Raw genomic sequence first — 15,187 nt, forward strand, 5'->3', positions numbered from 1 at the left:
ATCTGGCTTTTGTAGAGTCGAGCCATGCTCGACTGCTTTTGCAAGGAGCAGTCGAGCATGGCTCGACTCTACAAAAAGCCTGAATCAGCCGAGCATCGCCTCGGCGCTACACTTCCGACGGCGCCGCGCGCAACCCGCTGAACACCGACTCAGCGGCAAACCCCACGCCGCCCAGCAGCACACCGAAATACACCACCGTGGCCACCACGAAGCCGTAGCCCGCCGCCACCGCCGCGCCATCGCGCTGGATGAAGCCGATCGCAAAGGACATCAGCGCCAGCGCCGGCAGCGTGTTGCTGAAGGGAATCGGCCCGGCCGGCGCCATCAGCAGCAGGGTTGCGAACACCAGCATCAGGTTGTTCAACCGCATCATCTTCTTCGAGCGCACCATCACCGCCAGCCGCATCGGCCGCGACAACCGCTCCATGCGGTGCACCCACTTCAGCGCACGGCCGAGGTTGGCCTTCAGCTTGTCGGTGGCGATCTCGCGACGTGCCAGCTTCTGCGGCACCCACAGCGGGCGGTTGCGCACGCGGCTCAGGCCGATCAGCAGGATCGAGGCACCGAACACCGTGCTCAGCCCCGGAATCGACACCGGGATGATGAAGATGGCCGAGAGCAGGATCACGATCAGCAGCAGGCCCTCATCGCCCAGCGCGCTGAGCAGGGTGCCGACGCTGACCTGGTCGCCGGGCAGCTCGTCGATCATCTGCTCGATCTGCTGGGCCAGCGGCGCGCTGTCGTTGGTTTCGGGGGCACGGTAGGTCATGCGTCGCAAGGTTCTCCAGGGAAGGGCGGTCAGCGGGCCGTCCTGCGGTGGGGGACGCACAGGGTCCTTCAGTATCCCGGCCAACGCCGGCAAAGAGGTGAACCGGGCATGAGGGGTTAAACTGGCGTGCCCCGCACGAGTTGAACGCAATGGACATGGGCCGCAGGCAATCGACCATCGAACTGGTCGCCATCGACATGGATGGCACCCTGCTGGATCCAGCCCACCAGGTCACCGCCCGGGCCAGGCAGGCGATCGCGCAGGCGCGCGCGCTGGGCGTGCACATCGTGCTGACCAGTGGCCGCCCGGTTCCCGGCCTGGCGCCGTTCCTGCAGGAACTGGGCATCGACGGCGACGATGACTACTGCATCGCCTGCAATGGTGGGCTGGTGCAGCGCATCGGCACGCGCGAAACCGTGGTCGAGTATCCGCTCAGCTTCGACGACTTCCTGTTCTGCGAGCAGGTGGCCCGCGAACTGGGCGTGCACTTCCAGGCGCTGGACAGCCGGCGCATGTACACGCCCAACCAGGACATCAGCTATTACACCGTGGCCGACTCGCATCTTTCGCGGATGCCGCTGTCGTATCGCCGCGTGCAGGACATGGACCCGTCGATGTCCTTCATCAAGCTGATGATGATCGACGCGCCGGACGTGCTGGATGCCGCCATCGCGCGCCTGCCTGCCGAACTGACCGAGCGCTTCGCGGTGCTGAAGAGCGCACCGTTCTTCCTGGAAGTGTTCGACCACCGCGCCGGCAAGGGGCCAAGCCTGCAGAAGCTGGCCGAGCACCTCGGCATCGACCGCGCCAACGTGATGGCCATCGGCGACCAGGAAAACGACTTGACCATGCTGCAGTACGCCGGCACCAGCGTGGCGATGGGCAACGCCATCGATGCGGTGAAGGCGGTGGCGCGGTTTGAAACCACCAGCAACGCCGACGAAGGCGTCGCGCGCGCGATCGAGCGTTTCGTCCCGCAGTAACCGCACGTCCCCGTGCCCTGGTAGGTGCCAATCTTGGTTGGCACACGCAATCGGCACGCGCCGGCCTATACCCACGTATAACCCACCCATCCCCACCGCCATTCCCGCTGTACCACGGCGCAATGGCGGATGCGGCAGTGCGATGCAAGAATTTCGCACGTCGAAATCACCCCACCGAACTCCACGGCAGATGATCGCTTTCGTCTGCTGACCGGCGCGCGCTGCGCCGTCACTCCCTCAACGCAATCGCATCGCCAGCCAGGGCGCCGACACCGGTGCTGCGTCGCGCTGGGCGTGCGCCTGCGCCGCTCTCTCCCTGCACCTGGATCTGCCCATGAACACCCCACCCACGACGCGCCTCGCCCTGGCCATCATCACCGCCATCGCCGCACCCGTGTATGCCGCCGAGACCCACGACACCGCGCACGACACGCCCACCACCTTGAACGCGCTGCAGGTGATCGCCACGCCGCGTGGCGCCGCCGTCGCGCCGACCCAGGTGGTCGGCCCGAACCGCTACATCATCAAGGCCGAAGACCTCGACGCCATGGTCACCGGCAACAACGGCCTGGCCATGCTCAAGCAGGTGCCCGGCGCCAGCTACACCGCCACCGACGGCCTGGGCCTGGACATCTCGGCCACCAGCCTGTTCGTGCGCGGCTTCCGCATGAATGAAATGGGCATCACCTTCGAAGGCGTGCCGCTGAACGACAACGGCTTCCTCTCGCTCACCGGCACCAGCGTGGTGAATGTGGGCGTGCCCGATGGCATCGGCGCGATCACGGTCAGCCCCGGTGGCGCGCCGGCCAGCGTGTTCTCCAGCAGCGTCAACGGCGGCAGCCTGGAATACCGCCTGCGCGAGCTGCAGGACACGCCCAGCCTGCGCATCAAGCAGGGCGTGGGCAGCAACAGCACGCTGGTTACCACCGTATCCGGGCAGAGCGGCCAGCTCGGCGAGCACGGCCCGAAGGTGCTGGTCGACCTGCAGCGGGTGTCGGCCGACAAGTACCAGGGCGAGGGCACCCAGAACTTCCTGCGCGGCGATCTGAAGCTGCAGCAGGACGTGGCCTGGGGTGACTTCACCTTGTTCCTGTCCGACAGCAAGGCCAAGGTCTGGGGCTACAACAACATCTCCTTCGACATGATCCGCAAGCTGGGCTGGAAGGCCGACATCTTCTATCCAGATTATGCGTGGGCGTGGTACGTGGCTTCGCCGGAAAACGCAGACAAATCCTGTGGCGCCTACACCTGCGGTGAGCTGTCCGAACTGATCCCGTACGACACCGGCCAGACCACCCGCGACCGCGTGTCCTCGATCAACCATCGCTTCCAGATCAGCCCGGCGCTGAGCGGCAACGTGCAGCTGTACAACGCCAACAGCCATACCCAGGCCACGCTCACCGACCCGACCGTGCCATCGCCCAACGGTGCACCGTTCTCCGAGCAGGTGCAGACGCCGCGCGTGAATCGGCTGGGCGGCATGCTCAACCTGCAGTTCGAGACCGGCGCGCATACCTTCACCGCAGGCTTCTGGCAGGAGAAGAGCAAGGCCGCGGCCAAGACCGAGTGGTACCAGCAGCCGCTGCTGGGCGAGGGCCCGCCGCTGAAGGCCACCGGTCCGTTCGATGTGTACGGCCCCGCGTTCAAGACCGACAACGCATCGAGCTGGATCACACGCTCGCGCCAGTTCTACCTGCAGGACGACATCGTGTTGAACGACACGCTGAAGCTGGGCGTCGGCTTCAAGTCCGTGGACTTCCGCACCAGCGGCGGCGGCCTGGGTGATGCCAAGGACCGGCCGGTGAACGGCACGCTGCGCGCGAAGAGCAACTTCCTGCCGCACGTCTCGCTGTTCTGGAGCCCGACCGAATCCACTGATGCCTTCATCGACCTGGCCAACACCATGAACGGCTACCGCGTGGCCCAGCGCGGCAACATCGGCTACACCGCCTCGGCGTGGACCATCACCGACCAGGAAGAGTTCGACCGCGTGGCCGGCACGTTGCGCCCGGAGAAGAACTGGAACCTGACCGTGGGCGCGTCGCATCGTTTCGACCGGCTGACGATCACCGGCGATGTGTTCTACAACGACATCCGCAACCGCCTGCTGTCGGCCGCCATCGGTACCCAGTTCGCGCAGATCAACACCGTGCGGCTGATGCCGAAGATGCACGTGATCGGCGCTGACCTCGGCATCACGGCCGACCTGACCGACCACCTGCAGTTCTACCAGGGCGTGGCCGTGGCCCGTTCGTACTACGACAGTGATTTCGTGGTGGGTGACACGGTGTACCCGATCAAGGGCAACGCGCAGCCGGGCTACCCGCAGATTTCGCTGGTGAGTGATCTTTCCGCGCACTTCGGTGACTGGCGCTTCGGTGCCACCAGCACCTCCTATCTGCGCCAGCCATTCACCTACGAGAACGACATCCGCGTGCCGACCTTCTGGCAGGTCAACACCTATGCCGCCTACCGCTTCGGTGCGGACAGCGCCGTGCCCGGCCTGGAGCTGCGCCTGGAGGTGAGCAACCTGTTCAACCGCCACAACATCGGCACCGCCACCATCGCCGGCTCGTCGTTCTCGGGGGATTACCAGACCCTGCAGCGCAGCGCGCCCCGGCAGCTGATGTTCAGTACGTCGATGGCGTTCTGAGGCATCCCCCACAATGTCTGCAATCCGGTAGCGCCGGGCCATGCCCGGCGGAACACCGCCGACGCCGACAAAGCCCGCCAACCAGGCTTCGCTTCCAACAGGATCTGGGCCGGTTCCTCCAGTGGTTGATCTCGGTTGGCAATCACTTCCTCATGATCACGGCATCATGGGACTCGGTCCGGCTGCGGACCCAGCGAGCTGGTGTGCGGCGATCACACTGCAAAAGATCATCAACTGTCGATTGGTCCAACACCACGCTGAAGCCGCCGCTGATGGGCAGAAGAACGGGGCTACGCCCAGCGGACAGGGCGAAGACACGCCTCCCGCTCGGATCCTCGAACCAGCCCACATTGACACCGCGCGAGCTCATACCGTTCCTGCGCTTCCCTAGTGAATCACCCACCGGTTCAGTTGCGCCGATACCCACCAGCGCGACGGTTGGCAGCTCGGCCTTCCAGAAGCCCGCCTGCAAAGTGGAAGTATCCCCTTCGACTACGATCTTCGAACGCAGCGCCAGCATCGCTGTGGAGGCTGAAGTTGCGGCGCCGATCATGCAAAGGATGGCAATTGCAGCCGCCTTCTTCCTTGGGGCCAGGCCGTCATGGAATGCGAGGCCTATGGCACAGATGAAGAGGATGATTGCTGGGGCAAGCTCCTGTAGGAGCACGCCGCGATTGAACAGAGTAACGGGAATGGTGCACTGCATGTGTTCAGGCCTCCTGGCTGATTCCGATCGACTTCTCAGTGAAGCCTGGCGTTGGCTCCAGGAGATCTGGAAGCTCGTGCTGAGGCCAGGCTTCTGCAGTCCTGCGATGGCCGCGACTCGAAACGGAACTGCCGGCGCTCCGCGGTGAATTCGTGCGTCGTGATTATAGTGATGGTGCGAGAAGCAAGGTGCTGGTCCAGTGACACGTCGCAACCTCATTGTAAAAATGCGAAGCTCCATTTCGGAGCGAGATCAATTGATAGCTCTGTCGTGACTGACGGCTGCGACGGCTTTTTCTACCATGCTCTTTCTGCGAAGTGACAACGCATCTCCGTAAGATTCAAAGAACTCCTAGGTTGGCCGGGAAGGCAGGAGTCTTTGAATGATCAAGAGTAAACGAGCTGTTGCCCCGCTGATTGCAAACGGCGGTAGTTCAATGTTGGCGACTACGAAGGCGTGGCGCAGTGAGCGCTGGAACGGTCCTCTTGAACTATCGCCGGAATGCAATTGGGGCGTGAGCTGCATATGGCGGTGCGCTCGTCTTGCCCCACGTGCCTGCTCCTGACAGAAAGGGAGGGCATAAGCGACATGTTTTGCACTTGCTCCCAAGTGAGACGCTGGGAGTTCTTTCAACCTCCGGGCTTCCCCCGATCCAACTGCCGGTACCCGATTGCTTCAGAAAGATGCGCCGTTTGGATCGCTTCACAACCCGCCAGGTCCGCAATCGTGCGCGCCACCCGCAGGATTCGGTGCATCGCCCGTGCCGAAAGCTGCAGGCGCTCGATCGCCTGCTCCAGCAAATCCTGATCGGCTTCACTCAGTTTCGTGCAGGCGCGCAGCGCCGCCGGGGGCAGATGGGCATTCAGCCCGCCACGCGCCTGTTGCCGGGCATGCGCAGCTTCCACCCGCTCACGTACCGATGCACTGGGCTCGCCCAGCGGCGTACTCTCCCGCAACTCCACTGCATCCATCCTGGCCACGTTGATATGCAGGTCGATGCGGTCCAGCAGCGGCCCTGACACCCGCGCGCGATAGCGGGTGATGCGTTCATCCGTGCACAGGCAGCGGTTGCTGCGGTCACCGGCCCAGCCACACGGGCAGGGGTTCATCGCGGCCACCAGTTGGAAGCGCGCCGGATACTGCACGCTACGCGCCGCGCGCGCGATACGGATATGCCCGGATTCCAACGGCTCACGCAGCGTCTCCAGCGCGCTGCGGTTCCATTCCGGCAGCTCGTCCAGGAACAGCACCCCGTGGTGCGCGAGCGAAATCTCGCCGGGGCAGGGTGGGTTGCCACCACCTACCAGCGCCGCTGCACTCGCACTGTGGTGCGGCGCCCGAAACGGCCGCTGCCGCCAGCGGCGTGGGTCCAGCCCTTCACCACTCACCGAGGCAATCGCGGCCAGCTGCAGTGCTTCGGCTTCCTCGGTGTCCGGCAACAGACTGGGCAGGCGCGAGGCCAACAGCGTCTTGCCGCAGCCAGGGCTGCCGATCAGCAGCAGATGATGCCCACCGGCTGCGGCCACTTCCAGTGCGCGCCGTGCGTGCGCCTGCCCGCGCACGTCAGCCAGATCCGGCAGTGGCAACGGCGTTGCGTCCACACGCTCTACTGGCGGCAGCAGGCGCGGATTGCCCAATCCGGCGCAGCATTCCAGCAGCGTGCGGGCTACGCGCACCTCGGCATGCTGGGCCAGCGCAGCCTCTGCAGCATTGCCCGGTGGTACCACCAGGATGCGCCCGGCTTCAGCGGCTGCAATCGCCGCGGGCAGCGCACCAGCCACCGGCCGCAGCTCACCGGTCAGGCCCAACTCGCCCAGGAACTCGTACTGAAGCAGCGACTGCGGATCGACCTGGCCGCTGGCCGCCAGAATGCCCAGCGCAATCGCCAGATCGTAGCGGCCACCCTCCTTGGGCAGATCGGCGGGTGCAAGGTTCAAGGTGATGCGCCGTTGTGGAAAGTCGAAGCGTGCGCAGAGCAGTGCCGCACGCACGCGTTCGCGTGATTCGCGCACGCTGGTCTCGGCCAGGCCGACAATCTGGGTGGCGGGCAGGCCACCGGAGAGATGCACTTCCACCCGCACCAGCGGGGCGTCGACCCCGGCGCGGGCGCGGCTGTAGACCAGCGCCAGGCTCATGTACGGTTTCCTGCGGCGAGATGTTCGATGGTGCGGCCGTCGAACTACCGTGCACCATCAGGCGTTGCGGAGGATCAACCTAGGAGTATCCCGGCCCGAGGGCCGGGTACATCGCCTCGGCAGAGAGGAGCAGAGCGCCGGCGTTTTGGCGTTGGACATGACCGAGCAGGAAGGTGAGCTCAATCCAGTCCGGCCGTTCTGCGCATGCTCTTGTAGCTGCTGTCGACAGCGCTGGGATCCATGGGCCCCATTTTCTCCAGGTAAGCCTGCAGCAGCCCGGAAGATCGCTTGTCGCCCAGTTCGCCTGCCACTGCGATGGATGCGGCAACAGGGAAGGGAACACCTCCGGTTGCGGCGCTGCTCACGCCGAAGAGGTACGCAGAGAATGGGCTTGGATGGAACTTCAGCAGCTCCCCGGCGGTGACATGAGCATCAATGAAGTCCTGTTGAAACCTGTCGCGAAGCTCGGGAGAGGCTTGAAAGGCTTCCAGGATGTTTTCGGCGCCGGACGAGGCTGTCAGTGATTCAATCATCTGCAGTTGCCTGTCAACATAGAAGGCCTTTGCTTTTGTATCCCCCTTCTCTGCTTTGGCCTTCAACGCCTCCGTAGACAGATTCCGGGCCTCGATCCATTCCTTTGCTGTCGGGAACCCAAGTGCCGCCGCTTCAGCGCCCGGCATTGCATCCAGACCCGAGAAGATATTGTTGTAGCGGGTGGATAGCGCACTCAGGTACCGATGATCTTCTTCAGAGAAATGGCCCCGGTCCTCAGGCCACTGGAGCTCCGATGACGGCCGCTGGATTTCATCAGTGCCACTCTGCGCCAGCGCCGTCTCTGCCTGCAGTGCGGATTGATCAGGTTGTGGCGTCTGGACTGCTGATGGCTGGCATGCGCAGACAAAAAGCGCTGCGACGACGAGGGAAACAAGATGTCTGGCGGAGTAACCCTTGTTCATGGATTGCACCTGTCTGATTCAGTCGCTGAAGGCAATCTGATGCTTGAGGTAGTGCATCGGGTTCCTTGATGCATATGGCGTGTCCTGCAGAGAGCCGCTTCGATGGTGATGCATGATTCTGGCAATCACCATCGGGAATTGCTGGCGAGGCGGCCAGGGAGAATCCGGTTGACAGTGCTCCGGGCCCCAGTAGACACCGTTGCTCTTTGGGAGCAACGCCAACACACCTCAATCCCTGGGCCGCATCCGCTCGTGGACGAAAGCAGTAAGTGCAATATCAGCCATCACCAGCCCCTCCATCACCCGGTCGCCCACGTACTGCTCGGGCTCGCCGTTCTGGCGCGTGCGTTCGGCCGCCAGCAGGATCTCCTGCACGATGCGCTGGCCCGTGAGTGCGCAATCGGCGTCGGACAGGGAAATCTGCCGGCTGCGCAGCAGGTGGCGTTCGGGCCAGGGTTGGCCGTCGGCGGCAGCGCCGGCACCGATGGCGTGCAGGACGGCGATGAGGCTGGTGGGGTCCAGGGCAGGGCCGGGTGATGGCGGCTGCTGGATGGGGCGCGGGGGAGGGGAGTGCGGCTTGGTCATGGCAGGCTCCGTGCATGCAGGCAGAAGCCGCCACCGATAAAGGTGGCGGACAGGGCGTGGCTCGAAAACCGGTGCTAGACAAAGCCGGCGGGCACGAGGCCCCCACGCCCCGCCCGCCATAGCCGGCAGACGGATTGCCAGCCGGCACCACGCAGGGTGATGCCGGCTGGCAAGCGCAAACTTACGTCTAGCAATCCGGGTTTTCGAGTCCCGACCACCGATGCACGGTGGCGGGGTAACGATTACCTGCTGTTGTGAGGATTGCCAAGGGGTGGGGGCCAATGCCGCCAAAACCCGAGACGCTATCGGCATTGTCGCATAGCGTGGAAAGGGGCAAGAGCCTTGGCGCGTCAGGCGGAACGGCACTTCTGGAACGGAGTCGTCAGATCTTTCGGCCAGAGACGCAAGGCGCGGCAAATGCGACAGAACTTGGTAGGCGACGGCGTATGGCGGCTACCGCCAGCAGAGCTTGGTCAGCCCGTCGACTCAGGCCGCTCGCGAAACCACGCTCCCCGTTGGCCGTTGTGCGCGAAGTCGCGCAGCTCGAATTGACGGGAATCACGGATGACGTCCAGCCATTGGGCGCAGCCATACTTCCCGGGGGTTTGTTCCGGATGATGCTCTGCCATCCACAGAGCGGCTGTGTCCAGATTCACCCAACCGTCGATCGCCCGTTCTCGGAAGGCCTGTCTCAGCGCACTGACAATGCCGGCGATCGGCCAATGGATCTGCCCATCAGGCGCGATGCCGTTGACTAGAAAGTCATGGAACTCTGGGCTCTGCACCAGTTCAGCAAAGGCTGTTATGCCCTGCGCCATATCTGCGGCAAGCGTGCGCAGTTGTTCAAACTGCCGATCGATCTCGGTGCAAGCGTGCCTGAGCGCATCCTGGGCCTTGACGCATTCATCGATAGTCCGGATGTCGTACTGCTCGAAGAAGTGGTGAACGAGCGTATTCCTGAGGTTCACCAGCGCGCGTAGATCCGTTCGCAGGGCCGCATGGGATTCACCTGGCAGATTGATCCCTATGTGCAGGCCAAAAAGGCTTGAATCATGGTCGAGACCTGATGGGATGTCGGGAACTTCGCCGCCTTCCTTCAGCATGCATTCGGTAGTCAGGCGACCCACCAAAGCGCCCATGGTCTTGCCGCCGATCTCAGTCCTGCGGTTGTTCAAGCTCTTTGGGAGTGTTTCCGGTGTCCCGGACAACTTCTGAAAGGCCAGCATGGACTTCATCAGTTGCTCGCACTGTTGAAGGCGCAGAATGCAACGACCGACAAGCCGTTGCACTTCGTGCTGCGCACCGGCAATGTCATTCGGGTCGATTACGGCCATGGCAAATCTGAGCATGGGTCTCGCCCACTGTACCGCTTCGACGGAGAGAAGCGCAGGCCGGGGCGCGAGCCGGCCGAGGCTGTTGTCCGCTTCTCTTCCAGGCGTGAGTGACTTCCTGCCTATTGACCCGAAGGACCGCCACGCACATTTTAGCTACAAGTGTAGTCATCGCAGGGCGATCCTGTCCGCATCAGGAAGGTTTTGCGGCAATTGAACGGATTCCATCCACTGGCGCAGGTCATTACAAGGATCACTGCACGTGTTACCCCGCAATCGACTTCTTCTGTCTGCAGGTCTGGTCCCGCTTCCGTGGTTCCTGTTCTGGACCAGCGTTGCCGCAGTGTTCGCGCCGGGCTACAACCCGCTCGCACAGCACGCCAGCGAGCTGCTGCAGGCGCCAACCCTCGCAGGCATCTGTGGCAGGATCGCCGCCATCGGCTCCGGCGTGGGCTTCGTGGCGTTTTCCATCGGGGTATGGCGTGAGTCTGGTCGCCGCATTGCAGTAGGCGCGCTCTGTTGGATGATCTTTGGCGTCTCGATGTTGACCAACGGGCTCTGGCCCATGGGCCATCCGATGCACGGCTTCTACACCATCGGTATCGCCAACATCATTGCACCGGCGATGTCGCATATCGAGTTGAGCGCGTGGTCTGCCCACCGAAGGGCGTACGCCGTGACCGCCATGGTGAGCATCGCGGCAGTCGCCTATCTCTGGTTGAATGTGGTGGGCGCCGACCCGGAGGGTTTCAGGGGGCTGACCCAGCGCCTCTTCTCGTCCATCAACTCGCTGTGGCCATTCCTGGTGGCGCTGAATCTGGTGCGCAGGGGTTCAAGCGCGCTGAAGGCGCAGCCCGTGCATTGATGGATAGGCCCGCAGGCGGATGGACGGCCATTGAGCGTGTGGGGTTGAAAAGGGGATGAAGATCTTTCGCCGTCAGCTGATCTACGTTCAAGTGCACCAGGACCACTTCATTGCCCGCGTGGCCGGTGGAGACAGGACCATCCGTCGCCAGTGTCATGCACTTGGCAATCGTGCGGGGCCGATCAAGGACTTCTCCACTCTCCGGCCCCAGCTCAAGGCGATCTTCTCGGAACTCATGCCTGGGTTCTCTCTCGTCAAGCCGTGGGGGCTTCTGCACTTTGATCCGTTCGAGTATCCGGTCACGAAGGAAGAATTGGCTGGGTTCCAAAAGGCTGCCATGCAAAGCGGCGTGAGCTTCTGCTTTCTCTCCACGTGGGAGCAGCGGCATGAAGACAAGGATCTGTTGGAGATGTTCAAGTGGGGGGCGGCACGAGAATTCCTTCAGGTCCAAACTGTTTCGTGATTGGGAGTGGCTGAAGTACTGCGAGCGTCAGCTTCTGGCCGATAGCGGACATAGCCTCCAGCACCTCCTTCTGATAAGCCGCGGCTGGGTACTTTCCATGTGCAGTAGCGGCGGCCACGTTTTGATTGGCAGCGTGGCCGCTGAGCATCAAGAGGCTGTAGCCCCAGCCGCCCTAGCCAACGCAATCGCAGCATCGTCACCCTTTCGTTCGCTGTAGCGATCCACCAGGTAGTCCGACCGCCCTCGCGTCAGCAGTGTGAACTTCACCAGCTCCTCCATCACGTCCACTACACGGTCGTAGTACGGAGAGGGTTTCATTCGCCCATCGTCATCAAACTCCTGCCAGGCTTTCGCCACCGATGACTGGTTGGGAATGGTCAACATGCGCATCCAGCGGCCGAGCACCCGCAGGGTGTTGACCGTATTGAACGATTGGGAGCCACCGCTCACCTGCATCACCGCCAGCGTCCGGCCCTGCGTGGGGCGCACGCTGCCATCTTCCAACGGCAACCAGTCGATCTGGTTCTTGAACACGCCGGTAACGGTTCCATGTCGCTCTGGCGAAACCCAGACCTGTCCCTCGGACCACTGTGACCATTCCCGCAGCCGCTGAACTTCGGGGTGGCTCTTGTCCACGCTGTCCAGCATAGGCAGCCCATGGGCATCGAACACACGGGTCTCGCAACCCATGTGGCGCAGAAGTCGCTCGGCTTCCAGGGCCAGCTTCCGGCTGAACGATTGCGGCCTCAGCGAGCCGTAAAGCAGCAGGATCCTCGGCGGACCCTGGTCCGCGGCAGCGAGAAGCCGGTGGTCGGGCCGCGGTAGCGAGGCCACAGCCAGGTTTGGTAGATCGGCGCTTGTGATTGGCTCTTTCATTCGATTATTCTAGAAATATGGAAACATCAAATGCAATCTCTGCTCTGACAGCCCTGGGCCATGCCACCCGGTTGGCCGCCTTCCGCCTGCTGGTGGAAGCTGGACCAGCGGGACGCATGGCTGGCGACATCGCTACGGCCCTGCAGGTGCCGCCGGCAACGTTGAGCTTCCATCTGAAAGAGTTGCTACAGGCCGGCCTGGTGGAGAGCGAGAGCCAAGGCCGGAACGTCTGTTACCGCGCGAACTTCGCTGCCATGACTGGCTTGATCGAGTACCTCACGCACAACTGCTGCGCAGGCTCGCCAAGCGAGCAATGCGTGCCGACTTTTCCCGAGTGCAAGTGCTGAAACCGCACGTTCCCTTTCCTGCCAAAGCGATTGCACGATGACACGTAACGTCTTGTTTCTCTGTACTGGCAATAGCGCGCGAAGCGTCCTTGCTGAGGCCACGCTACGCGCGTGGGGCGGCGAAGATTTCAACGCATTCAGTGCCGGCAGTCAGCCTGCGGGCTCCGTCAATCAGTTTGCCCTCGCACAGTTGCAGGCCGAAGGGATGCCCATTGCTGGACTGCGCAGCAAGTCATGGGATGAGTTCGTGGATGCCGCGCCAATGGACCTGGTAATCACCGTATGCGATTCAGCAGCCGCAGAGTCCTGCCCACTGGTGTTTGGGGACTTCATCCGCAGCCACTGGGGCTTGCCGGATCCAGCTACGGTAGAAGGCACTGATAGTGAGAAGGCTGCAGCGTTTGCACGGGCTCACACCATCGTGAAGATTCGCCTGCGTGCTCTACTGGCATTGCCAGAAGCGCTATGGAAGGATCGCTTGGCGCTTCAAAGCGCGCTGGACCAAATCGGCCAGTTGCAGCCGATCGACGCTTCCCCGTGAAGCCGCGTCCAGCCATGGGCCTGTTCGAGCGCCACCTGACTCTGTGGGTGGCGCTGTGCATTGCGGCCGGGACCTTGCTTGGCCATTTCCTGCCAGGCGCCTTTGCCACGCTTGCATCGGCGGAGGTGGCCAAGGTCAACCTGCCGATCGCGGTGCTGATCTGGTTGATGATCATCCCGATGCTGCTGAGGGTGGACTTCGGTGCCATGCGCCAGCTGCAGCAGCATTGGAAAGGTATCGGGGTTACGTTGTTCATCAACTGGGCTGTTAAGCCCTTCTCGATGGCACTGCTGGGGTGGGTATTCCTTCGCCACGTCTTCGCAGATTGGTTGCCTGCTGGGCAGACTGACAGCTACATCGCTGGCCTGATCCTGCTGGCAGCTGCGCCTTGCACTGCGATGGTGTTCGTGTGGAGCAACCTGTGCCGTGGCGATGCGAATTTTACGCTGAGCCAGGTTGCGCTGAACGACGCGATCATGGTCGTTGCCTATGCTCCGGTAGTTGCGCTGCTGCTGGGAATTTCCTCGATCACGGTTCCATGGGACACGCTGCTGTTGTCCGTTGGGCTGTACATCGTCGCGCCCGTAGTGGTGGCTGCGCTGCTACGGCAGTGGATGCTTTCGCGCAACGGGAACACTGGTCTGCAGATTGTGCTGCACCGGCTCGGGCCCGTTTCGCTGTCTGCCCTTCTGCTTACTCTGGTGCTGCTGTTCGGCTTCCAAGGACAGCAGATCGTCAAGCAGCCCCTGGTCATCGCACTCATCGCCGTCCCCATCTTGATCCAGGTCTACTTCACCTCAGGCCTGGCCTATCTCCTGAACCGTCGCCTAGGTGTAGCCCACTGCGTTGCCGGACCATCCGCACTGATTGGAGCGAGCAACTTCTTTGAGCTGGCTGTGGCAACAGCCGTGGGGCTGTTCGGGGTGCATTCGGGTGCCGCACTGGCCACGGTAGTGGGCGTACTGATCGAAGTGCCGGTAATGCTGTCGGTGGTTCGAATCGTGAATCGAACTCAGGGCTGGTATGAGATGCGGAACGGGACCTGATAGAGCGACACTCTCTTGATGATGTCCGCTTCTGGCCGAAAGCGGACATCGTTCGACGACCTGCTGCATTGATCTCTCGTCAGCCAAAGCACGGGTCTCTCCTTCCATCAATTGATGATCTCCCCACTCCCCGAAGCAACAAACGCTCTCAACTGCCGAACGAATTCCGGGTCGTAGAGCTCCCACTCCGTAACCTCCCCAACCACCCGCAACGGCTGCGCACTGCGATACGACCGCGTTGGATTCCCGGGAAACTTCTTGTTGGTCACGTTCGGATCGTCTTCAAACGGCCCGGTCGGCGCCACCAGATACACGCGCGGCCGCCCCTCACCCCGGGCCATCTCCGCAGCCAGCCCGGCGCCCTTGGCAATCGTGGTGAAGTAGATGTGGTTCATCACCACACCGTCGCGATAGTTGGACCGGAAGCCCGCGCTCAGCAGCTCGCCCACGGCAAGGTCGGCGCGGGTGCCGTGATAGAACGGCCCGGCGACCTGGTCGCAGGTGTCATGCGAAACGGGTGTCCATTCGGTGTCCTGCGCCATTGGTGCCGCCCCTCTCTGTGCTGCCGGATCGGCAGGCCGGCGAGTCTAGGGCGCCGGAAGGGCCTTGCGGCAAGGCCCCATCCGCGAAATACTCTGTAAGTGGGAGGCGCAGTGCGCCTCCTTTTTTCATTCTGCGGCGCCGCGCCCTTCCAGTTCGCGCACGGCCGTTTCCAGCGCGTCCAGTTTCTCACGGGTCTTCAGCAGCACGGCGCGCTGCACTTCGAACTCTTCGCGGGTAACCAGGTCGAGCTTGGCCAGGCCGGCCTGCAGCACGCTCTTGAAGGTGGCCTGCAGTTCCTCGCGCGATTCGCGCAGGCCCGGCGGCACCAGGTCGCTGAGGCGACGGGCGAGGTCATCGATGTGGTTCAGGTCGATCATGGGGAGGGAGC

The 15,187-nt window shown here is 62.9% G+C and carries 16 protein-coding genes; 7 read left to right on the forward strand and 9 right to left on the reverse strand.

Annotation, left to right across the window (positions count from 1 at the left end):
• Window positions 1–106: 106 nt before the first annotated feature.
• Window positions 107–769, reverse strand: a complete 663-nt coding sequence (locus AC5P7U_RS04245; RefSeq protein WP_049421123.1) for an exopolysaccharide biosynthesis protein — start codon at window positions 767–769, stop codon at window positions 107–109.
• Window positions 770–918: 149 nt separating this feature from the next.
• On the opposite strand from AC5P7U_RS04245, the gene yidA reads away from it, so the two are divergent.
• Complete coding sequence (gene yidA / locus AC5P7U_RS04250; protein ID WP_495220815.1) at window positions 919–1,752, forward strand: sugar-phosphatase; 834 nt, start codon at window positions 919–921, stop codon at window positions 1,750–1,752.
• 334 nt (window positions 1,753–2,086) lie between these two features.
• Window positions 2,087–4,405, forward strand: coding sequence for a TonB-dependent receptor (locus AC5P7U_RS04255; RefSeq protein WP_495220816.1), 2,319 nt, complete (start codon window positions 2,087–2,089; stop codon window positions 4,403–4,405).
• A 142-nt stretch (window positions 4,406–4,547) separates the two neighbouring features.
• Here AC5P7U_RS04255 and AC5P7U_RS04260 read toward each other — a convergent pair whose 3' ends face one another.
• The 5 genes from AC5P7U_RS04260 to AC5P7U_RS04280 all read right to left on the reverse strand — a co-directional run bounded on the left by AC5P7U_RS04260 (window position 4,548) and on the right by AC5P7U_RS04280 (window position 10,121).
• Window positions 4,548–5,111, reverse strand: a complete 564-nt coding sequence (locus tag AC5P7U_RS04260; RefSeq protein ID WP_197564495.1) for a hypothetical protein — start codon at window positions 5,109–5,111, stop codon at window positions 4,548–4,550.
• Window positions 5,112–5,740: 629 nt separating this feature from the next.
• Window positions 5,741–7,246, reverse strand: a complete 1,506-nt coding sequence (locus AC5P7U_RS04265) for a YifB family Mg chelatase-like AAA ATPase (RefSeq protein WP_495220817.1) — start codon at window positions 7,244–7,246, stop codon at window positions 5,741–5,743.
• 179 nt (window positions 7,247–7,425) lie between these two features.
• Window positions 7,426–8,202 (reverse strand): hypothetical protein, encoded by a 777-nt coding sequence (locus AC5P7U_RS04270; protein ID WP_197564496.1) that lies wholly within the window; start codon window positions 8,200–8,202, stop codon window positions 7,426–7,428.
• Between the two features lie 228 nt (window positions 8,203–8,430).
• On the reverse strand, window positions 8,431–8,787 hold the full coding sequence (locus tag AC5P7U_RS04275) for a hypothetical protein (protein WP_197564497.1): 357 nt from the start codon (window positions 8,785–8,787) through the stop codon (window positions 8,431–8,433).
• 473 nt (window positions 8,788–9,260) lie between these two features.
• Complete coding sequence (locus AC5P7U_RS04280; RefSeq protein ID WP_197564498.1) at window positions 9,261–10,121, reverse strand: OST-HTH/LOTUS domain-containing protein; 861 nt, start codon at window positions 10,119–10,121, stop codon at window positions 9,261–9,263.
• 259 nt (window positions 10,122–10,380) lie between these two features.
• On the opposite strand from AC5P7U_RS04280, the gene AC5P7U_RS04285 reads away from it, so the two are divergent.
• Together AC5P7U_RS04285 and AC5P7U_RS04290 are read left to right on the forward strand one after the other, a co-directional pair.
• A complete protein-coding gene (locus AC5P7U_RS04285; protein WP_197564499.1) occupies window positions 10,381–10,983 on the forward strand; it encodes a DUF998 domain-containing protein in 603 nt (200 codons plus the stop codon).
• A 55-nt stretch (window positions 10,984–11,038) separates the two neighbouring features.
• Window positions 11,039–11,446 carry a hypothetical protein gene (locus AC5P7U_RS04290; protein WP_197564500.1) on the forward strand — a complete coding sequence of 136 codons (408 nt, stop codon included), beginning with the start codon at window positions 11,039–11,041 and terminating at the stop codon, window positions 11,444–11,446.
• Between the two features lie 147 nt (window positions 11,447–11,593).
• Here AC5P7U_RS04290 and arsH read toward each other — a convergent pair whose 3' ends face one another.
• On the reverse strand, window positions 11,594–12,322 hold the full coding sequence (gene arsH / locus AC5P7U_RS04295; protein WP_006474701.1) for an arsenical resistance protein ArsH: 729 nt from the start codon (window positions 12,320–12,322) through the stop codon (window positions 11,594–11,596).
• Window positions 12,323–12,339: 17 nt separating this feature from the next.
• Here arsH and AC5P7U_RS04300 point away from each other — a divergent pair, with 17 nt between their 5' ends.
• From AC5P7U_RS04300 to arsB, 3 genes are read left to right on the forward strand one after another with little or no spacing between them, the layout of a single operon-like run.
• The gene (locus AC5P7U_RS04300) at window positions 12,340–12,669 is read left to right on the forward strand and encodes an ArsR/SmtB family transcription factor (protein ID WP_006474700.1); all 330 of its coding nucleotides are present in this window, start codon (window positions 12,340–12,342) and stop codon (window positions 12,667–12,669) included.
• Window positions 12,670–12,706: 37 nt separating this feature from the next.
• Complete coding sequence (locus AC5P7U_RS04305) at window positions 12,707–13,210, forward strand: arsenate reductase ArsC (protein ID WP_006474699.1); 504 nt, start codon at window positions 12,707–12,709, stop codon at window positions 13,208–13,210.
• Between the two features lie 14 nt (window positions 13,211–13,224).
• Entirely contained in the window at window positions 13,225–14,256 is a 1,032-nt protein-coding gene (gene arsB / locus AC5P7U_RS04310) for an ACR3 family arsenite efflux transporter (RefSeq protein ID WP_197564501.1), read from the forward strand.
• A 107-nt stretch (window positions 14,257–14,363) separates the two neighbouring features.
• On the opposite strand, the gene arr is transcribed toward arsB, so the two are convergent.
• The gene (gene arr, locus AC5P7U_RS04315; RefSeq protein ID WP_006474692.1) at window positions 14,364–14,798 is read right to left on the reverse strand and encodes an NAD(+)--rifampin ADP-ribosyltransferase; all 435 of its coding nucleotides are present in this window, start codon (window positions 14,796–14,798) and stop codon (window positions 14,364–14,366) included.
• A 126-nt stretch (window positions 14,799–14,924) separates the two neighbouring features.
• Complete coding sequence (ubiK, locus tag AC5P7U_RS04320) at window positions 14,925–15,176, reverse strand: ubiquinone biosynthesis accessory factor UbiK (protein WP_006474684.1); 252 nt, start codon at window positions 15,174–15,176, stop codon at window positions 14,925–14,927.
• Window positions 15,177–15,187 lie beyond the last annotated feature (11 nt).

The organism is Stenotrophomonas sp. YJH_SMC_57 (assembly GCF_059369755.1).